The 16080-nt window shown below is 60.4% G+C and carries 31 protein-coding genes; all 31 read right to left on the minus strand.

Going from position 1 to position 16080, the window contains the following annotated elements:
* Nucleotides 1-152 precede the first annotated feature (152 nt).
* Nucleotides 153-335, minus strand: coding sequence for a lysozyme inhibitor LprI family protein (locus NH448_RS11640; RefSeq protein WP_083970152.1), 183 nt, complete (start codon nucleotides 333-335; stop codon nucleotides 153-155).
* Complete coding sequence (locus tag NH448_RS11645; RefSeq protein WP_052704181.1) at nucleotides 323-727, minus strand: lysozyme inhibitor LprI family protein; 405 nt, start codon at nucleotides 725-727, stop codon at nucleotides 323-325. The genes NH448_RS11640 and NH448_RS11645 overlap by 13 nt, the downstream gene beginning before the upstream one ends.
* Nucleotides 728-953: 226 nt before the next feature.
* Nucleotides 954-1343, minus strand: coding sequence for a 50S ribosomal protein L17 (gene rplQ, locus NH448_RS11650; RefSeq protein ID WP_045990838.1), 390 nt, complete (start codon nucleotides 1341-1343; stop codon nucleotides 954-956).
* A 39-nt stretch (nucleotides 1344-1382) separates the two neighbouring features.
* Entirely contained in the window at nucleotides 1383-2381 is a 999-nt protein-coding gene (rpoA, locus tag NH448_RS11655) for a DNA-directed RNA polymerase subunit alpha (RefSeq protein WP_045990839.1), read from the minus strand.
* An 80-nt stretch (nucleotides 2382-2461) separates the two neighbouring features.
* Nucleotides 2462-3082, minus strand: coding sequence for a 30S ribosomal protein S4 (rpsD, locus tag NH448_RS11660; RefSeq protein WP_045990840.1), 621 nt, complete (start codon nucleotides 3080-3082; stop codon nucleotides 2462-2464).
* 12 nt (nucleotides 3083-3094) lie between these two features.
* The gene (gene rpsK / locus NH448_RS11665) at nucleotides 3095-3481 is read right to left on the minus strand and encodes a 30S ribosomal protein S11 (protein ID WP_013331014.1); all 387 of its coding nucleotides are present in this window, start codon (nucleotides 3479-3481) and stop codon (nucleotides 3095-3097) included.
* Between the two features lie 39 nt (nucleotides 3482-3520).
* Nucleotides 3521-3877, minus strand: coding sequence for a 30S ribosomal protein S13 (gene rpsM, locus NH448_RS11670; RefSeq protein ID WP_045990841.1), 357 nt, complete (start codon nucleotides 3875-3877; stop codon nucleotides 3521-3523).
* Nucleotides 3878-3999: 122 nt separating this feature from the next.
* Nucleotides 4000-4113: a 50S ribosomal protein L36 gene (rpmJ, locus tag NH448_RS11675; protein WP_031384759.1), complete on the minus strand. Its 114-nt coding sequence runs from the start codon at nucleotides 4111-4113 to the stop codon at nucleotides 4000-4002.
* Between the two features lie 49 nt (nucleotides 4114-4162).
* Nucleotides 4163-5494: a preprotein translocase subunit SecY gene (gene secY, locus NH448_RS11680; RefSeq protein WP_045990842.1), complete on the minus strand. Its 1332-nt coding sequence runs from the start codon at nucleotides 5492-5494 to the stop codon at nucleotides 4163-4165.
* Nucleotides 5495-5929 carry a 50S ribosomal protein L15 gene (gene rplO, locus NH448_RS11685; protein WP_045990843.1) on the minus strand — a complete coding sequence of 145 codons (435 nt, stop codon included), beginning with the start codon at nucleotides 5927-5929 and terminating at the stop codon, nucleotides 5495-5497. It lies immediately after the preceding gene.
* Nucleotides 5930-5932: 3 nt separating this feature from the next.
* Complete coding sequence (gene rpmD, locus NH448_RS11690; protein WP_045990844.1) at nucleotides 5933-6115, minus strand: 50S ribosomal protein L30; 183 nt, start codon at nucleotides 6113-6115, stop codon at nucleotides 5933-5935.
* 6 nt (nucleotides 6116-6121) lie between these two features.
* Entirely contained in the window at nucleotides 6122-6622 is a 501-nt protein-coding gene (gene rpsE / locus NH448_RS11695) for a 30S ribosomal protein S5 (protein ID WP_045990845.1), read from the minus strand.
* Nucleotides 6623-6633: 11 nt separating this feature from the next.
* Nucleotides 6634-6984: a 50S ribosomal protein L18 gene (gene rplR / locus NH448_RS11700; protein WP_045990846.1), complete on the minus strand. Its 351-nt coding sequence runs from the start codon at nucleotides 6982-6984 to the stop codon at nucleotides 6634-6636.
* A gap of 9 nt (nucleotides 6985-6993) precedes the next feature.
* Nucleotides 6994-7524 carry a 50S ribosomal protein L6 gene (rplF, locus tag NH448_RS11705; protein WP_045990847.1) on the minus strand — a complete coding sequence of 177 codons (531 nt, stop codon included), beginning with the start codon at nucleotides 7522-7524 and terminating at the stop codon, nucleotides 6994-6996.
* A 9-nt stretch (nucleotides 7525-7533) separates the two neighbouring features.
* Nucleotides 7534-7926 (minus strand): 30S ribosomal protein S8, encoded by a 393-nt coding sequence (gene rpsH / locus NH448_RS11710; RefSeq protein WP_045990848.1) that lies wholly within the window; start codon nucleotides 7924-7926, stop codon nucleotides 7534-7536.
* Nucleotides 7927-7958: 32 nt separating this feature from the next.
* Nucleotides 7959-8264 carry a 30S ribosomal protein S14 gene (gene rpsN / locus NH448_RS11715; RefSeq protein ID WP_045990849.1) on the minus strand — a complete coding sequence of 102 codons (306 nt, stop codon included), beginning with the start codon at nucleotides 8262-8264 and terminating at the stop codon, nucleotides 7959-7961.
* 10 nt (nucleotides 8265-8274) lie between these two features.
* Nucleotides 8275-8814: a 50S ribosomal protein L5 gene (gene rplE, locus NH448_RS11720; protein WP_045990850.1), complete on the minus strand. Its 540-nt coding sequence runs from the start codon at nucleotides 8812-8814 to the stop codon at nucleotides 8275-8277.
* Between the two features lie 18 nt (nucleotides 8815-8832).
* Nucleotides 8833-9150, minus strand: a complete 318-nt coding sequence (gene rplX / locus NH448_RS11725) for a 50S ribosomal protein L24 (RefSeq protein WP_045990851.1) — start codon at nucleotides 9148-9150, stop codon at nucleotides 8833-8835.
* 14 nt (nucleotides 9151-9164) lie between these two features.
* Nucleotides 9165-9536, minus strand: coding sequence for a 50S ribosomal protein L14 (rplN, locus tag NH448_RS11730; protein ID WP_009723896.1), 372 nt, complete (start codon nucleotides 9534-9536; stop codon nucleotides 9165-9167).
* A 48-nt stretch (nucleotides 9537-9584) separates the two neighbouring features.
* Nucleotides 9585-9845 (minus strand): 30S ribosomal protein S17, encoded by a 261-nt coding sequence (rpsQ, locus tag NH448_RS11735; RefSeq protein ID WP_045990852.1) that lies wholly within the window; start codon nucleotides 9843-9845, stop codon nucleotides 9585-9587.
* A 1-nt stretch (nucleotide 9846) separates the two neighbouring features.
* Complete coding sequence (gene rpmC / locus NH448_RS11740; protein WP_045990853.1) at nucleotides 9847-10038, minus strand: 50S ribosomal protein L29; 192 nt, start codon at nucleotides 10036-10038, stop codon at nucleotides 9847-9849.
* Nucleotides 10038-10451: a 50S ribosomal protein L16 gene (gene rplP, locus NH448_RS11745; RefSeq protein ID WP_045990854.1), complete on the minus strand. Its 414-nt coding sequence runs from the start codon at nucleotides 10449-10451 to the stop codon at nucleotides 10038-10040. Before rplP ends, rpmC begins: the two co-directional genes overlap by 1 nt.
* A 15-nt stretch (nucleotides 10452-10466) precedes the next feature.
* Nucleotides 10467-11165 (minus strand): 30S ribosomal protein S3, encoded by a 699-nt coding sequence (rpsC, locus tag NH448_RS11750; RefSeq protein ID WP_045990855.1) that lies wholly within the window; start codon nucleotides 11163-11165, stop codon nucleotides 10467-10469.
* 11 nt (nucleotides 11166-11176) lie between these two features.
* Nucleotides 11177-11509, minus strand: a complete 333-nt coding sequence (rplV, locus tag NH448_RS11755) for a 50S ribosomal protein L22 (protein ID WP_045990856.1) — start codon at nucleotides 11507-11509, stop codon at nucleotides 11177-11179.
* 18 nt (nucleotides 11510-11527) lie between these two features.
* Complete coding sequence (rpsS, locus tag NH448_RS11760) at nucleotides 11528-11803, minus strand: 30S ribosomal protein S19 (protein WP_045990857.1); 276 nt, start codon at nucleotides 11801-11803, stop codon at nucleotides 11528-11530.
* A gap of 33 nt (nucleotides 11804-11836) precedes the next feature.
* Nucleotides 11837-12667: a 50S ribosomal protein L2 gene (gene rplB / locus NH448_RS11765; RefSeq protein ID WP_045990858.1), complete on the minus strand. Its 831-nt coding sequence runs from the start codon at nucleotides 12665-12667 to the stop codon at nucleotides 11837-11839.
* A gap of 17 nt (nucleotides 12668-12684) precedes the next feature.
* The gene (gene rplW / locus NH448_RS11770; RefSeq protein ID WP_045990859.1) at nucleotides 12685-12981 is read right to left on the minus strand and encodes a 50S ribosomal protein L23; all 297 of its coding nucleotides are present in this window, start codon (nucleotides 12979-12981) and stop codon (nucleotides 12685-12687) included.
* The gene (rplD, locus tag NH448_RS11775) at nucleotides 12978-13586 is read right to left on the minus strand and encodes a 50S ribosomal protein L4 (protein ID WP_045990860.1); all 609 of its coding nucleotides are present in this window, start codon (nucleotides 13584-13586) and stop codon (nucleotides 12978-12980) included. Before rplD ends, rplW begins: the two co-directional genes overlap by 4 nt.
* 14 nt (nucleotides 13587-13600) lie before the next feature.
* On the minus strand, nucleotides 13601-14239 hold the full coding sequence (rplC, locus tag NH448_RS11780; RefSeq protein WP_045990861.1) for a 50S ribosomal protein L3: 639 nt from the start codon (nucleotides 14237-14239) through the stop codon (nucleotides 13601-13603).
* A 152-nt stretch (nucleotides 14240-14391) separates the two neighbouring features.
* Nucleotides 14392-14703, minus strand: coding sequence for a 30S ribosomal protein S10 (rpsJ, locus tag NH448_RS11785; protein ID WP_045990862.1), 312 nt, complete (start codon nucleotides 14701-14703; stop codon nucleotides 14392-14394).
* A 160-nt stretch (nucleotides 14704-14863) separates the two neighbouring features.
* Entirely contained in the window at nucleotides 14864-16057 is a 1194-nt protein-coding gene (tuf, locus tag NH448_RS11790) for an elongation factor Tu (RefSeq protein ID WP_045990863.1), read from the minus strand.
* Between the last annotated feature and the right edge of the window lie 23 nt (nucleotides 16058-16080).

Genomic DNA, 16080 nt, shown 5'->3' on the forward strand with positions numbered 1-16080 from the left:
GCGTGTAGCCGCAGACAAGGCGACAATCGAAAACACCGATGACAGAAGCCGCGAAAGGGGAAGGCCAAGGCCTTCCCCTTTTCTGTTCCTGATGGTTCGCGCTTTGTTTCACACAGAAGCGCGAGGACACAGCAGCGTCAGCCACACCCTACCTAAAGGCTGCTCTCGTGCAGGATGCCCTTCAAGGCAAGCGCCCGCCGGGCGGTCTGTTCCAGTCGACAGGAGGCGGCGACGATGCTGCGGATGGTGCCATCCTGATAGCGGGCATAGGCGTAGCCGCACTCGGCGTCGCGGAAGGTGATCCAGGCGCGCTGCACGTCTCTTAGCGCGTCCACCGGGAGATACCCACGTCAGGATTCCCCTCGTCCTGCTCGCGCATCAACGCGCGCAGCTCCTGATACTGGGCGTTGAGCAGTTCATCCCACACCCGGGTCTCCTGGGCCAGGCAATCGACGATGCCCAGGGTCGTGGCCCCGCCCGGGGTCTGCTGGCAGGCGTCGGCGGCGAGTCCGATGCAGTCACCGACCGCCCCCTGGCCCATCTGTACAAAGCAGTCGCGCACCTCGGCGGCGTCGACCGTGGGCGCCGCACTGCCCCCCACCTCGGCCAATGATGACGCCTGGGCAGCCTCCTTGCCCGCTTCTCCTGGATCGCCCGGCGTCTGCGCCACGGCGATGACTGGCGATAGCACCAGCATCGACAACAGCCTCTGCCACGTCCTTTGCATGCCTTTCCCCCGTTACCTTGTCCCTGACTGACAGCATAGGGGAAGCCACGCCGTGCGGACACGCAGCCCTGGCGCTTGTGTCATCGCTGCCCCTGGTGGCCAAGCCTCTGGTGCCGGCCAGCTTCCGGTCACCGTGCACAAGGAACTCGTCGACAAATGACAGACATAAAAAAACCGACACCCGGAGGTGTCGGTTTCGCGTCGTGTCGAAGCGCTGTCGAAAGGATTACTCCTCGCCGACGGCCTCTTCTTCAACGACGGGGCGATCGACCAGCTCGACGTAGGCCATGGGGGCGTTATCGCCGGTGCGGAAACCGCACTTGAGAATACGGACGTAACCGCCCGGACGCTCGACGTAACGCGGACCCAGCTCATTGAAGAGCTTGCCGACCGCTTCCTTCGAGCGGGTACGGCTGAAGGCCAGACGCCGGTTGGCGACGCTGTCTTCCTTGGCCAGGGTGATGAGCGGCTCGATATGACGACGCAGCTCCTTGGCCTTGGGAAGGGTTGTCTTGATCACTTCGTGCTCGACCAGCGACACGCTCATGTTGCGAAACATGGCCTGGCGGTGCGAGCTGGTACGATTGAGGTGACGACCACTCTTACGATGACGCATGGTTGTGATTCCTTACCAAACTGGGACTCGAGCCGACGCTTAGGCGGTGGCCTTGTCGTCCTTCAGGCTAGCCGGCGGCCAATTTTCAAGCCGCATGCCAAGGGACAGACCACGAGCAGCCAACACGTCCTTGATCTCGTTCAAGGACTTCTTGCCGAGGTTCGGGGTCTTCAACAGCTCCACCTCGGTGCGCTGAATCAGATCGCCGATGTAGTAGATATTCTCGGCTTTCAGGCAGTTGGCGCTACGAACGGTCAACTCGAGATCGTCTACGGGGCGCAGCAGGATGGGATCGATATGATCCTCTTCCTCGACCACTTCCTGTTCCTTGTCGGCTTCCAGGTCGACGAACGCTGCCAGCTGCTCTTGCAGGATGGTCGCGCTGCGACGGATCGCCTCTTCCGGATCCAGGGTGCCGTCGGTTTCCAGGTTGATGATCAGCTTGTCGAGGTCGGTGCGCTGTTCGACGCGGGCGGCTTCGACGCTGTAGGAAACGCGGCGCACGGGGCTGAAGGTCGCATCCAGCTGCAGACGGCCGATGGTGCGTGTCTCGTCGTCGGCTTCGCTGCGGACATCCGCAGGCTCATAGCCGCGACCACGGGCCACCTTCAGCTGCATCTTGAGCTCGGCGCCTTCATTGACGTGGGCGATGACGTGCTCGGGGTTGACCACTTCGACGTCGTGATCGACGGCGATGTCACCAGCGGTGACGACGGCCGGGCCCTGCTTGTTCAGCGAGAGCATCGCCTCGTCGCGGCTGTGCATCTTGATCGCCACGTCCTTGAGGTTCAGGAGGATTTCGATGACATCTTCCTGGACACCCTCGATCGCGCTGTACTCATGGTCGACGCCGGCGATCTCGGTCTCCACCACGGCGCAGCCGGGCATGGACGAGAGCAGGATACGACGCAGAGCATTGCCCAACGTGTGGCCGAAGCCACGCTCGAACGGCTCGAGCACGATCTTTGCGTGGTGTGCGCTGATCTCTTCGACCTTGATGTCGCGAGGACGGAGAAACTCTGTCACTGAACGCTGCATATGAACACCTTTCAGGCTGCCAAACGAATACTCGGTAATAACCGCCGCCCTCCCGGAGGAGGGCGGCGCGGACGGACCGCTTACTTCGAGTACAGCTCGACGATCAGTTGCTCGTTGATGTCGGCAGTCAGGTCACCGCGCTCAGGCAGGGCCTTGAAGGTGCCTTCCATCTTCTTGGCGTCGAGTTCGATCCAGGCCACGTCGCCACGGTTGGCGGCGATGCTCAGGGCGTTCTGGATACGCGCCTGTTGCTTGGCCTTTTCACGAACGGATACCACGTCGCCGGGCTTGACCTGGTAGGAGGCCACGTTGACGGTCTTGCCGTTGACGGCAATCGCCTTGTGGCTTACCAGCTGACGAGCCTCGGAGCGAGTGGCGCCAAAGCCCATGCGGTAGACGACGTTGTCCAGTCGGGACTCAAGCAGCTGCAGCAACAACTCACCGGTCGCACCCTTCAGGCGGGCGGCTTCCTTGTAGTAGTTGCGGAACTGCTTTTCGAGTACGCCGTACATGCGACGTACTTTCTGCTTCTCGCGAAGCTGCAAGCCGTAGTCGGAAAGACGCTGACGGCGCTGGCCGTGCACACCCGGAATCTGTTCGGATTTGCACTTTTTCTCGAAGGGAGTGACACCGCTCTTGAGGAAGAGGTCGGTACCTTCCCGGCGAGACAGTTTGCACTTCGGTCCAATGTAACGAGCCATGAATCTGTCTCCTTAAACGCGGCGTTTCTTCGGCGGACGGCAGCCATTGTGGGGAATGGGCGTCGCGTCGGTGATGCTTTGCACGCGGAAGCCGGCGGCGTTGAGTGCACGCACGGCGGATTCACGGCCAGGACCGGGGCCCTTGACCAGCACGTCGACGTTTTTCACACCATACTCGGCTGCAGCAGTTGCTGCACGCTCGCTTGCCACTTGAGCAGCGAACGGGGTGCTCTTGCGAGAACCACGAAAACCCGAACCACCGGCTGTCGCCCAGGAAAGAGCGTTGCCCTGGCGGTCTGTGATCGTAATGATCGTGTTGTTAAAAGAGGCATGGATATGCGCAACGGCATCCACTACCTGCTTTTTAACCTTTTTACGGTTGCTACGCGGGTTAGCCATGTTGATGTCAATTCCTGTCTTTACGCCAGAACGTGCGTGTTATTTGCGGATCGGCTTACGCGGTCCCTTACGGGTACGCGCGTTGGTCTTGGTGCGCTGACCGCGCATCGGAAGACCACGACGATGACGCAGACCACGGTAGCAACCCAAGTCCATGAGACGCTTGATGTTCAGCGTCACATCACGACGAAGGTCGCCTTCAACGGTATACTTGCCGACTTCACTACGCAGGCTGTCGATCTCTTCAGATGACAGATCCTGGATCTTGGTGGTCGGCGCGATGCCGGTCGCTTCACAGATTTCCTGTGCGCGAGTACGGCCAATCCCGAAGATGTAGGTCAGCGAGATCGCCGCATGCTTGTTGTCCGGGATATTGACGCCTGCAATACGGGCCATCAGCTTACTCCGAAGTTTGAGCGGCTTGCTCGGTTAATCAACTACAAAAGGCGCAATAGCATACCCCCTTCCCGTCATTAGGGCAAGGGGTATGCCAGCACCCGGTTCAATTCAGGCCAGGATTAACCCTGGCGCTGCTTGTGCCGCGGCTCGGTGCAGATGACGCGAACAGCGCCATTGCGACGAATGATCTTGCAATTGCGGCACATTTTCTTCACGGAAGCTCGAACTTTCATCGTTCTCTCCAAAATCGGCTTGCGGCGTGCCAAATCGGCCTGCGGCGCCTTAGCGCATGATGCCGCCGCTACCGTAGCCTTTCAGGTTGGACTTCTTCATCACCGACTCATACTGGTGCGACATGAGGTGCGACTGCACCTGGGCCATGAAGTCCATGATGACCACGACCACGATCAGCAGCGAGGTACCGCCAAAGAAGAACGGCACGTTCCACGCTACGATCAGGAACTGGGGCATCAGGGAAACCGCAGTGATGTAGAGAGCGCCGAACAGGGTCAGACGAGTCATGACCTTGTCGACATAACGAGCGGTCTGCTCGCCAGGACGAATCCCCGGCAGGAAGGCACCCGACTTCTTGAGGTTGTCGGCCACATCCTTGGGGTTGAAGACCAGCGCTGTGTAAAAGAAGCAGAAGAATACCACCGCCGCCGCGAAAAGCAAGATATAAAGGGGCTGACCTGGGGCCAACGCCTGGGACGCGCGCTGCAACCATTCCATGCCGTCGCCCGCACCTACCCACTGACCGAGTGAGGCGGGGAACAACAGGATGCTCGAGGCAAAGATGGCCGGAATGACACCCGCCATGTTGACCTTGAGCGGCAGGTAGCTGCTCTGCCCTGCATACATCTTGTTGCCTACCTGGCGGCGCGGGTAGTTCACCGTAATCCGGCGCTGGCCGCGTTCGATGAACACGACGAACGCCACGGTGGCGATACCCAGAAGGCTAAGCGCCAACAGCGGCAACACATTCCACGCGCCCTCGTTGCGGGCAAGCTCGAAGGCTTGAGCCACAGCTCCGGGCAGGCCGGCGACGATACCCGCGAAGATCAGCAGCGAAATGCCGTTGCCGATGCCCTTCTCGGTGATCTGCTCACCCAGCCACATCAAGAACACCGCGCCACTCACGAAGGTGATGATCGCGGTGAAATAGAAGCTGAGATCGGCCGTATAGGCAATGCCTTGGCTGGCCAGACCCACGGACATGCCGGTGGCCTGAACCAGGGCCAGCACCACCGTGCCGTAGCGCGTGTACTGGCTGATCTTGCGGCGGCCGCTCTCGCCCTCCTTCTTCAACTGCTCGAGGTGGGGCGAGACGGCGGTCAGGAGCTGCATGATGATCGACGCCGAGATGTACGGCATGATGCCGAGGGCGAGGATACTCATGCGCTCCAGGGCACCGCCCGAGAACATGTTGAACATGCCCAGGATGGTGCCCTGCTGCTCCCTGAACAAGGCAGCAAGCTGGTCAGGATTGATACCGGGAACGGGTATGTGGGCACCGATACGGTAGACCACGATGGCGAGGAGCACGAAGCGCAGACGCGCCCACAGTTCACTCAGACCGCTGCCCATCGCCGGCATGTTTCCTGACTTGGCCATTTAGTCCTCTACCTTGCCACCGGCGGCTTCGATCGCTGCGCGGGCACCCTTGGTGACCCGCAGACCGCGAACGGTGACCGCCTTGTTCAGATCGCCGGAAAGGATCACCTTCGCATGCTGCGTGGAATCCTTCAGCACATTGGCTTCCTTGAGGCTTTCCAGAGTGACTTCGTCACCCGCGACCTTGGCCAGCTCGGCCAGGCGGACTTCCTCGGAAACCAAAGACTTGGCGGAGGTGAAACCAAACTTCGGCAGACGACGCTGCAGGGGCATCTGACCGCCCTCGAAGCCGGGCTTCACGCTGCCACCGCTGCGCGACTTCTGGCCCTTGTGGCCACGGCCGCCGGTCTTGCCCAGACCGGAACCGATGCCACGACCGACGCGCTTTTCAGCGTGCTTGGAGCCCGGTGCCGGGCTCAGGCTGTTAAGTTTCATGGATTACTCTCCCTCAACACGCACAAGGTAGTTGACCTTGTGGATCATGCCGCGAACGGCAGGGGTGTCTTCCAGTTCAACCGTGTGACCGATGCGGCGCAGGCCGAGGCCCTTCATGGTGGCCTTGTGCTTGGCCAACGTGCCGATGGTGCTGCGGGTCTGGGTAACCTTGATCGTAGCTGCCATGGTGTATTACCCCGTGATCGCTTCGACTGAGAGACCGCGCTTGGCGGCCACGTCTTCCGGCGACTGCATGGAAGCCAGGCCATTCACGGTCGCGCGGACCACGTTCACCGGATTGGTGGAGCCATAGCACTTGGCCAGCACGTTGTGCACGCCGGCCAATTCCAGCACGGAGCGCATGGCGCCGCCGGCGATGATACCAGTACCGTCAGAGGCCGGCTGCATGTACACCTTGGAGGCGCCATGACGTGCCTTGACCGGATACTGGAGGGTACCGCCGACCAGGTTCACCTTGATCATGTTGCGGCGCGCCTGGTCCATCGCCTTCTGAATCGCGACCGGCACTTCACGTGCCTTGCCACGACCGAAGCCGACGCGACCGTTACCGTCGCCCACGACAGTCAGAGCGGTGAAGCCGAAAATACGGCCACCCTTGACCACCTTGGCGACACGGTTGACCTGCACGAGCTTTTCCTGCAGATCGCCGTTTTGCTGTTCGTTCTTCGCCATCGTAAAACCCTTTAGAATTCCAGGCCGCCTTCACGTGCGGCGTCGGCCAGGGCCTTCACACGACCGTGGTACTTGAAGCCAGCGCGGTCGAAGGCCACCTGGGTGATGCCCGCTTCCTTGGCGCGTTCAGCGATCAGCGCACCAACTTTGGCTGCGGCGTCTGCATTGCCGGTCGAACCCTCGCGCAGGCTCTTGTCCAGCGTGGAAGCGCTGGCCAGGACCTTGCCACCATCCGGCGAGATAATCTGCGCGTAGATGTGACGGGGGGTACGATTGACGCACAGGCGAGACACGCCCAGCTCGCGGATCTTCGCGCGAGCGCGGCGGGCACGACGGAGACGAGATTCTTTCTTCGCGTTCATAACCCTGCCTTACTTCTTCTTGGCTTCTTTACGGCGGACCTGCTCATCCGCGTAACGCACACCCTTGCCCTTGTAGGGTTCAGGCGGACGGAAAGCGCGGATTTCCGCTGCGACCTGGCCGAGCTTCTGCTTGTCCGCGCTCTTCAGCACGATGACGGTGTTCTTCGGCGTTTCCGCCGTGACACCTTCAGGCAGTTGATAGTCGACCGGGTGAGAGAAGCCCAGTGTCAGGTTGAGCGTCTGGCCTTTCGCTTGAGCGCGATAACCGACGCCGATGATTTCGAGAGACTTGGTAAAGCCCTCGGACACGCCGGTGACCAGGTTCTGAACCAGGGCACGGGTGGTGCCGACCATGGCCCAGCTCTTAGCAGATTTGCTCGGCTGGAAGGTCAGCTGGCCATCTTCCTGCGCGACCACGACATCGTCGTGAACGGGCATGGAGAGGGTGCCCTGACCGCCTTTGGCGGTCAGCGTGGCGCCGTCGATCTTGACCTCGACGCCAGCGGGCACTTTAACCGGATATTTGGCTACGCGGGACATTCCAAACTCCTAGAATACGGTGCAGAGGACTTCGCCGCCGACACCAGCCTGACGCGCGGCACGATCGGTCATCACACCCTTGGAGGTGGTGACGATCGCGACACCCAGGCCATCGGCGACCTTCGGCAGCGCATCCTTGCCCTTGTAACTACGCAGGGACGGCTTGGAAACCCGCTGCAGATGCTCGATGACCGGCTTGCCTTCGAAGTACTTGAGGCTGACGGTCAGCTCGGGCTTGGCTGATTCGCTCACGGCGAAGTCAGTGATGTAACCCTCTTCTTTCAGCACGCGGGCCACTTCAACCTTGATCTTGGAGGACGGCATGGTGACCGTCTCCTTGGTGGCCTGCTGCGCATTGCGGATACGGGTAAACATATCCGCCAGAGTGTCTTGCATGCTCATTTAACTTGCGCTCCTGATGATTCTACGTGGCGTTACCAGCTGGACTTCTTCAGTCCGGGCACGTCGCCACGCATGGCGGCTTCACGCAGCTTGTTACGGCCAAGGCCGAACTTGTTGTAGTAGCCGTGCGGACGGCCAGTCACGCGGCAGCGGTTACGCTGACGCACGGGGCTGGAGTCACGCGGCAGCGACTGCAACTTCAGCTGCGCATCGAAGCGCTCCTCATCGGAGCTGTTCACGTCCTGGATGATCGCCTTGAGCTCGGCACGCTTGGCAGCATACTTCTCAACCAGTTGCGTGCGCTTCAGCTCACGCTCAATCATGCTCTTCTTTGCCATGATCCCACCCCTATTTCTTGAACGGGAAGTTCAGTGCACTCAAGAGCGCACGACCTTCGTCATCGGTGTTGGCAGTGGTGGTGATGGTGACATCCAGACCACGAATCCGGTCGATCTTATCATACTCGATCTCCGGGAAGATGATCTGCTCACGCACCCCCATGCTGTAGTTGCCACGACCGTCGAAGGACTTCGGGTTGAGACCACGGAAGTCACGAACGCGGGGGATCGCGATATTCACCAGGCGATCGAGGAAGTCCCACATGCGCTCACTGCGCAGTGTGACCTTCACGCCGATCGGCCAGCCTTCACGCACCTTGAAGCCCGCGATGGACTTACGTGCCTTGGTCACCATCGGCTTCTGACCGGAGAGCTTCTCCAGGTCGCCGACGGCAGCGTCGATCAGCTTTTTATCGCTGGTCGCTTCGCCGATACCCATGTTCAGAGTCACCTTGGTGATCCGGGGTACCTGCATAACGTTGGCGTAGCTGAACTGCTCTTTCAGTTGAGCCACCACCTCGTTTTGATAACGTTCTTTCAAGTTCGCCATTTTGCTACCCGACTCGCGTTAGGCGTCGATCTGCGCTTGCGTCGACTTGTAGATACGTACCTTGGTACCGTCTTCCTTGATCTGGAAGCCGACGCGATCCGCCTTACCGGTCTCCTGATTGAAGATGGCTACGTTGGACGCGTGAATCGGAGCCTCGCGCTCGACGATACCGCCCTGATTGCCGGCCATGGGGTTCGGCTTGGTGTGACGCTTGATCATGTTCACACCCGCTACCACGAACCGCTCGTCCTTGAGGACGCGCTTCACGGTACCGCGCTTACCCTTGTCCTTGCCGGCGATGACGATCACTTCATCATCACGTTTGATCTTTTGCATGTCGCCTCGCTCCCTTACAGCACTTCAGGCGCTAAGGAAATGATCTTCATGAACTTCTCGTTGCGAAGTTCACGCGTCACCGGCCCGAAGATACGGGTACCGATCGGCTGCTCGTTGGTGTTGTTCAACAAGACGGCCGCATTTCCATCGAAGCGAATCAGCGAACCGTCGCTGCGACGGACGCCACTGCGGGTCCGGACAACTACCGCTTTCAGCACCTGGCCTTTCTTGACCTTGCCGCGCGGAATAGCTTCCTTCACCGTGACCTTGATGACGTCACCAACGCGAGCGTAGCGGCGGTGTGAGCCACCCAGCACCTTGATGCACTGCACCCGGCGCGCTCCGCTGTTGTCGGCGACATCCAGCATTGTCTGAGTCTGAATCATCGGTTTTCTCCAAACCTAAACTGACTGCACGAGGTTAAGGCCGTGGCCTTAACCCTTGGCCTGTTCGACAACCTCGACCAGGGTCCAGGCCTTCTTCTTGGACAGCGGACGGCATTCCTGGATGGATACCGTGTCACCGGCCTTGGCCTGGTTGGTCTCGTCGTGGGCGTGCAGCTTGGTGGAGCGCTTAACGTATTTGCCGTAGATCGGGTGGCGCTCACGACGCTCGATCATTACAACGATGGACTTGTCCATCTTGTCGCTCACCACCTTGCCGGTGAGCGTACGGGCTTTTTTCTCTTCGGCCATCTCAGACACCTGCCTTCTCGTTGAGCACAGTCTTCACGCGGGCGATATCCCGACGAACCTGCTTGAGCAGATGAGTCTGGCTCAGCTGGCCGGTGGCCTTCTGCATGCGCAGGTTGAACTGCTCGCGGAGGAGTTCGAGGAGCTGCTCATTGAGCTGCTCGGCGGACTTTTCACGAATTTCCTGGGCTTTCATCACATCACCGTCCGTTTCACAAAGGTGGTGGAGACCGGGAATTTCTGGGCGGCCAGTGCGAAAGCTTCGCGGGCCAGTTCCTCGGAAACGCCTTCGATCTCGTAAAGGACACGACCGGGCTGGATCTGTGCGACCCAGTACTCGACGGAGCCCTTACCTTTACCCATCCGGACTTCCAGGGGCTTCTTGGAAATCGGCTTGTCCGGGAAGACACGGATCCAGATCTTGCCGCCACGCTTGACGTGACGGGTGATGGCACGACGGCCAGCTTCGATCTGACGGGCGGTGACACGACCGCGGCCGGTGGCCTTGAGGCCGAACTCGCCGAAGCTCACTTTGCTTCCGCGATGCGCCAGGCCACGGTTGCGGCCCTTCTGCACCTTACGGAATTTTGTACGCTTGGGTTGTAACATCGAATCGCTCTCCCCTTACCTGGAACCTTTCTTCTTGGAGGGCGCTGCCTGGCTCTGCTTCGCCTTGGCGCGGACCTCCTCGATGCCCCCGAGGATTTCACCCTTGAAGACCCAGACCTTGACACCGATGATGCCGTAGGTGGTCTTGGCTTCGTAGGTGGCGTAATCGATGTCCGCACGCAGGGTATGCAGCGGAACACGACCTTCGCGGTACCACTCGGTGCGGGCAATTTCCGCGCCGCCGAGGCGACCGGAGAGCTGCACCTTGATGCCGCCAGCGCCCAGACGCATGGCGTTCTGGACAGCGCGCTTCATGGCGCGACGGAACATCACACGGCGCTCGAGCTGGCCGGCAATGTTCTGTGCGACGAGCTGAGCATCCAGCTCGGGCTTGCGAACTTCCTCGATGTTGACGTGAACAGGCACGCCCATCATCTCGGTGACGTCGCGACGCAGGCGATCGACATCTTCGCCCTTCTTGCCAATCACGATACCCGGACGGGCAGTGTGAATGGTGATGCGCGCGTTGTTCGCGGGACGCTCGATGGTGATCTTGCTAACGGAGGCGTTTTTCAGACGCTCTTCCAGGAAGCTACGCACCGCGAGGTCGTTGTTGAGCTTATCGGCATAGGCGCCGCGCTCGGCGTACCAGACAGAGGTATGGTCTTTGACGATACCCAGTCGGATGCCTGTCGGATTGACTTTCTGACCCATCTGGTCGACTCCTACTTCTCGGCTACCTTGACGGTGATGTGGCAAGTGCGCTTCAAAATGCGATCCGCACGGCCTTTGGCGCGCGGACGGATGCGCTTGAGCGTCGTACCCTCATCGACACAGATGGTCGAGACGCGCAGCTCGTCGATGTCCATGCCGTTGTTTTCTTCCGCATTCGCGATGGCGGACTGCAGCACCTTCTTGACCAGCTTGGCCGCCTTCTTCGGTGAGAAGGTCAGCAGGTCGATTGCTTCGGCGACAGGCTTACCGCGCACCTGATCAGCCACCAAACGGGCCTTCTGGGCGGATAAACTGGCGCCACGCAGCTTTGCTGTGACTTCCATCTCTTAATCCTCTCTGGCTTACCGTTTGGCTTTCTTATCCGCCGCATGGCCGCGATAGGTGCGGGTAGCAGCGAATTCGCCCAGCTTGTGGCCAACCATTTCCTCGGAGACGTGCACCGGGACGTGTTGGCGACCGTTATGGACTGCAATGGTGAGCCCGACCATGTTGGGCAGGACCATTGAACGACGCGACCAGGTCTTGATCGGTTTGCGATCGTTCTTTTCCGCTGCAGTCTCAACCTTTTTCAGCAGATGAAGGTCTACAAAAGGACCTTTCTTCAGTGAACGTGGCACAGCCGTTACCTCTTAATGTCTTGGCGTGGGATCTTAACCGCGAGCCTTGCGGCGGCGGACGATCAGCTTGTCGGTGCGCTTGTTCTTGCGGGTCTTGTGGCCCTTGGTGGGCATACCCCACGGGGACACCGGATGACGACCACCGCTGGTGCGGCCTTCACCACCACCGTGCGGGTGATCCACCGGGTTCATCGCGACACCGCGAACAGTCGGGCGCACACCTCTCCAGCGCTTTGCACCGGCCTTGCCAAGTTGACGCAGGCTGTGCTCGGAATTGCTCACCTCACCCAGGGTCGCGCGGCACTCGGCCAGCACCTTGCGCATCTCGCCGGAGCGCAGACGCAGGGTGGCGTAGTTGCCTTCACGAGCCACCAGCTGGGCGCTGGTACCGGCGCTGCGTGCGACCTGAGCACCCTTGCCAGGCTTCAGTTCGATGCAGTGCACCGTGGAACCCAGCGGGATGTTGCGCAGCGGCAGTGCGTTGCCCTTCTTGATCGGCGCATTGACGCCGGACTCGAGGCGATCACCGGCACTCACGCCCTTGGGGGCGATGATGTAGCGACGCTCACCGTCGATGTACTTCAGCAGCGCGATGTGGGCGCTACGGTTCGGGTCATGCTCCAGGCGCTCGACGATGGCCGGAACGCCATCCTTGGTGCGCTTGAAGTCGATGATCCGATAGTGGTTGCGATGACCACCGCCGACGTGGCGAGTGGTGATGCGACCCTGGTTGTTACGACCACCGGACTTGGACTGCTTCTCGAGCAACGGCGCGTAAGCGCGGCCCTTGTACAGTTCCTCACCAACAATCTTGACGACGTGGCGACGACCGGCGGATGTGGGTTTTGTCTTGACGATTGCCATGATCCGTACTCCTGCCTTTACTCGGCGCCAGAGAAGTCTTCAAGCGTCTCGCCGGCGGCCAGTGTCACGTACGCCTTGCGATAACCCTTGCGCATACCAACACCATGCGCGGTGCGCTTGGTCTTGCCCTTCACGTTCAGAACAGAAACGCGATCGACCTTCTTGCCGAACAGCTCCTGGACGGCAGCCTTGATCTCGGGCTTGGTTGCGTCACTCGCCACCTTGAACACGTACTGGTTACGCTCGGCGGCCATGGCGGCCTTCTCGGTCACGTGCGGACCAAGCAGAACCTTGAATACACGCTCCTGGTTCATGCCAGCTTCTCCTCGAATTTGCGCAGTGCGGAGACGGTAGCCAGGACCTTGTCGAAGGCGACCAGGCTGACCGGGTCGGCGGCGGCGACGTCCACCACATCCACGTTGGGGATGTTGCGGGCTGCCAGGTACAGGTTCTCGTCGACTTCTTCGGTGACGATCAGCACCTTCTCCAGGCCCAGGTCGGAAAGCTTGGCGACCAGCTGCTTGGTTTTGGGTGACTCGACAGAGAAGGCATCAACGGCAACAAGACGCTCCTGACGGACCAGCTCGGACAGAATCGAGCGCATGGCCGCACGGTACATCTTGCGGTTGACCTTCTGGGAGTGGTCCTGCGGACGGGCCGCGAAGGTCACACCACCGCTGCGCCAGATCGGCGAGCGAATGGTACCGGCGCGAGCGCGACCGGTGCCCTTCTGGCGCCACGGCTTCTTGCCGCCGCCACGGACGTCGGAGCGGTTCTTCTGGGCGCGGGTGCCCTGACGACCACCAGCCAGATAGGCGGTGACGACCTGGTGCACGAGCGCTTCGTTGAATTCTTTGCCAAAGGTAGCGTCGGACAGCTCAACGGTCCCGGCGCTTGCACCTGCAAGATTCAGATTCATTGGAAAGTTCCCCTTCAGCCAGCTTTGACGGCGCTGCGCACGATGACATCACTGCCGGTAGCACCAGGAACGGCGCCTTTGATCAGCAGCAGGTTGCGCTCGGCATCGACACGGACGATTTCCAGGCTCTGAACGGTGCAACGTGCGTTGCCCATCTGGCCGGCCATCTTCTTGCCCTTGAACACGCGGCCCGGGGTCTGGCACATGCCGATGGAACCCGGAGCACGGTGGGACAGAGAGTTACCGTGGCTGTTGTCCTGGGTACGGAAGTTCCAGCGCTTCACTGCGCCCTGGAAGCCCTTACCCTTGGAGGTGCCGGTCACGTCAACGCTTTGACCAGCTTCGAAGAGGGATACGGTGAGTTCGCCGCCCACTTCCGGAGCTTCGTCGCCTTCGCTCAGGCGGAACTCCATCAGGGAACGACCAGCCTCGACACCTGCCTTGGCGTACAGGCCAGCTTGGGCCTTGGACAGATGCTTGGCTTTGCGGGAGCCGGTTGTCACCTGGACCGCGGCGTAGCCGTCAGATTCGACAGACTTCACGCAGGTCACGCGGTTGGGATCAACCTCGATAACGGTTACGGGCACAGACGCGCCGTCTTCGGTGAAGACACGGGTCATGCCGGCCTTCCTACCGACCAAACCGATAGTCATGCTTAGTCTCCTTTAGTGTACGGGGCTATCACCCGCTATGGCTGCCCTTTCCAGAGCATTCCACTAGCACGTTGTGTAACGCCATCCCGGCGTGGCGGCTGCTGAACCTCTACTGGATGAGAGGGACGCTGGGCCGCGAGTGTCTAGTGATATCAGTCGAGCTTGATTTGCACGTCCACGCCAGCGGCGAGGTCGAGCTTCATCAGGGCATCAACGGTCTTCTCGGTCGGCTCGACGATGTCGAGCACACGCTTGTGGGTACGAATCTCGTACTGATCACGGGCGTCCTTGTTCACGTGCGGGGAAACCAGCACGGTGTAACGCTCGCGATTGGTCGGCAGAGGAATCGGACCACGAACCTGGGCGCCGGTACGCTTGGCGGTTTCAACAATCTCCGCGGCGGACTGGTCGATCAGGCGATGGTCGAAAGCCTTCAACCGAATGCGAATCTTCTGGTTCTGCATTTGCCCTAACTCCAATGGAACTTGACGGCGCGAGCCGTCAACCCACGCATTCAAAGGATGCGCATTATATGCGCCGCGCCATCGAGAGTCAAACCCTCAATGACGATGCGCAGAAAAGGGGGCTCCTTGCGGAGCCCCCTTCGGTGATCACCGGTCTGATTTAGACCAGGATCTTGGCCACGACGCCAGCGCCGACGGTACGGCCGCCTTCGCGGATGGCGAAGCGCAGACCTTCGTCCATGGCGATCGGAGCGATCAGGTTGACGACCATCTGGACGTTGTCGCCCGGCATGACCATCTCGACGCCTTCCGGCAGTTCACAGGTACCGGTGATGTCGGTGGTACGGAAGTAGAACTGCGGACGGTAGCCCTTGAAGAACGGAGTGTGACGACCACCCTCGTCCTTGCTCAGCACGTACACTTCCGCCTCGAACTGGGTGTGCGGAGTGATGGTGCCCGGCTTGGCCAGAACCTGACCACGCTCGACTTCGTCACGCTTGGTACCACGCAGCAGGGCACCGACGTTCTCGCCAGCACGACCTTCGTCGAGCAGCTTACGGAACATCTCGACACCGGTAACGGTAGTCTTGGTGGTGTCCTTGATACCAACGATCTCGATCTCTTCGCCCGGCTTGACGATGCCGCGCTCGACACGACCGGTCACAACGGTACCGCGACCAGAGATGGAGAACACGTCTTCGATCGGCATCAGGAACGGCTGGTCGACAGCACGCTCCGGCTCGGGGATGTAAGCATCCAGAGCCTTGATCAGGTTTGCAACGGCGGTAGTACCCATGCCGTTGTCGTCCTTGCCTTCCAGAGCCATCAGGGCAGAGCCGGTGATGATCGGAGTGTCGTCGCCCGGGAAGTCGTACTCGGACAGAAGTTCACGAACTTCCATCTCGACCAGCTCGAGCAGCTCTTCGTCGTCGACCATGTCGGCCTTGTTCAGGAACACGACGATGAACGGAACGCCAACCTGACGAGACAGCAGGATGTGCTCGCGAGTCTGCGGCATGGGGCCGTCAGCAGCGGAACAGACCAGGATAGCGCCGTCCATCTGGGCAGCACCGGTGATCATGTTCTTGACGTAGTCAGCGTGTCCCGGGCAGTCGACGTGAGCGTAGTGACGCTCCTCGGACTGATACTCGACGTGAGAGGTGGCGATGGTGATACCACGCTCACGCTCTTCCGGAGCATTGTCGATGGTGTCGAACTCACGCCAGTCACCGCCGAACACCTCGGCAGAAACGCGAGTCAGGGCCGCCGTCAGGGTAGTCTTGCCGTGGTCGACGTGACCGATGGTGCCGACGTTGACGTGCGGTTTGGAACGTTCGAATTTTTCCTTAGCCACTGCTATGACCTCTTTCGTTAGCT

Source organism: Halomonas sp. OfavH-34-E, assembly GCF_024124525.1.
Lineage (GTDB): Bacteria > Pseudomonadota > Gammaproteobacteria > Pseudomonadales > Halomonadaceae > Halomonas > Halomonas litopenaei.

What these genes read in the sequence shown, in the direction of transcription:
- rplB (WP_045990858.1), bottom strand. Translation starts at nt 12,667, where the DNA reads ATGGCAATCGTCAAGACAAAACCCACATCCGCCGGTCGTCGCCACGTC.
- rplC (WP_045990861.1), bottom strand. Translation starts at nt 14,239, where the DNA reads ATGACTATCGGTTTGGTCGGTAGGAAGGCCGGCATGACCCGTGTCTTC.
- rpsJ (WP_045990862.1), bottom strand. Translation starts at nt 14,703, where the DNA reads ATGCAGAACCAGAAGATTCGCATTCGGTTGAAGGCTTTCGACCATCGC.
- rplD (WP_045990860.1), bottom strand. Translation starts at nt 13,586, where the DNA reads ATGAATCTGAATCTTGCAGGTGCAAGCGCCGGGACCGTTGAGCTGTCC.
- rplR (WP_045990846.1), bottom strand. Translation starts at nt 6,984, where the DNA reads ATGAACGCGAAGAAAGAATCTCGTCTCCGTCGTGCCCGCCGCGCTCGC.
- rplP (WP_045990854.1), bottom strand. Translation starts at nt 10,451, where the DNA reads ATGTTACAACCCAAGCGTACAAAATTCCGTAAGGTGCAGAAGGGCCGC.
- rpsD (WP_045990840.1), bottom strand. Translation starts at nt 3,082, where the DNA reads ATGGCTCGTTACATTGGACCGAAGTGCAAACTGTCTCGCCGGGAAGGT.
- rpsH (WP_045990848.1), bottom strand. Translation starts at nt 7,926, where the DNA reads ATGAGCATGCAAGACACTCTGGCGGATATGTTTACCCGTATCCGCAAT.
- rplW (WP_045990859.1), bottom strand. Translation starts at nt 12,981, where the DNA reads ATGAACCAGGAGCGTGTATTCAAGGTTCTGCTTGGTCCGCACGTGACC.
- rpsK (WP_013331014.1), bottom strand. Translation starts at nt 3,481, where the DNA reads ATGGCTAACCCGCGTAGCAACCGTAAAAAGGTTAAAAAGCAGGTAGTG.
- rpoA (WP_045990839.1), bottom strand. Translation starts at nt 2,381, where the DNA reads ATGCAGCGTTCAGTGACAGAGTTTCTCCGTCCTCGCGACATCAAGGTC.
- NH448_RS11645 (WP_052704181.1), bottom strand. Translation starts at nt 727, where the DNA reads ATGCAAAGGACGTGGCAGAGGCTGTTGTCGATGCTGGTGCTATCGCCA.
- rpsM (WP_045990841.1), bottom strand. Translation starts at nt 3,877, where the DNA reads ATGGCCCGTATTGCAGGCGTCAATATCCCGGACAACAAGCATGCGGCG.
- rplE (WP_045990850.1), bottom strand. Translation starts at nt 8,814, where the DNA reads ATGGCGAACTTGAAAGAACGTTATCAAAACGAGGTGGTGGCTCAACTG.
- rpsE (WP_045990845.1), bottom strand. Translation starts at nt 6,622, where the DNA reads ATGGCGAAGAACGAACAGCAAAACGGCGATCTGCAGGAAAAGCTCGTG.
- rplV (WP_045990856.1), bottom strand. Translation starts at nt 11,509, where the DNA reads ATGGAAGTCACAGCAAAGCTGCGTGGCGCCAGTTTATCCGCCCAGAAG.
- rpsQ (WP_045990852.1), bottom strand. Translation starts at nt 9,845, where the DNA reads ATGGCCGAAGAGAAAAAAGCCCGTACGCTCACCGGCAAGGTGGTGAGC.
- rpsC (WP_045990855.1), bottom strand. Translation starts at nt 11,165, where the DNA reads ATGGGTCAGAAAGTCAATCCGACAGGCATCCGACTGGGTATCGTCAAA.
- rplN (WP_009723896.1), bottom strand. Translation starts at nt 9,536, where the DNA reads ATGATTCAGACTCAGACAATGCTGGATGTCGCCGACAACAGCGGAGCG.
- rplF (WP_045990847.1), bottom strand. Translation starts at nt 7,524, where the DNA reads ATGTCCCGCGTAGCCAAATATCCGGTTAAAGTGCCCGCTGGCGTCGAG.
- rpmD (WP_045990844.1), bottom strand. Translation starts at nt 6,115, where the DNA reads ATGGCAGCTACGATCAAGGTTACCCAGACCCGCAGCACCATCGGCACG.
- rplX (WP_045990851.1), bottom strand. Translation starts at nt 9,150, where the DNA reads ATGCAAAAGATCAAACGTGATGATGAAGTGATCGTCATCGCCGGCAAG.
- rplQ (WP_045990838.1), bottom strand. Translation starts at nt 1,343, where the DNA reads ATGCGTCATCGTAAGAGTGGTCGTCACCTCAATCGTACCAGCTCGCAC.
- rpmC (WP_045990853.1), bottom strand. Translation starts at nt 10,038, where the DNA reads ATGAAAGCCCAGGAAATTCGTGAAAAGTCCGCCGAGCAGCTCAATGAG.
- rpmJ (WP_031384759.1), bottom strand. Translation starts at nt 4,113, where the DNA reads ATGAAAGTTCGAGCTTCCGTGAAGAAAATGTGCCGCAATTGCAAGATC.
- rpsN (WP_045990849.1), bottom strand. Translation starts at nt 8,264, where the DNA reads ATGGCAAAGAAGAGCATGATTGAGCGTGAGCTGAAGCGCACGCAACTG.
- secY (WP_045990842.1), bottom strand. Translation starts at nt 5,494, where the DNA reads ATGGCCAAGTCAGGAAACATGCCGGCGATGGGCAGCGGTCTGAGTGAA.
- rplO (WP_045990843.1), bottom strand. Translation starts at nt 5,929, where the DNA reads ATGAAACTTAACAGCCTGAGCCCGGCACCGGGCTCCAAGCACGCTGAA.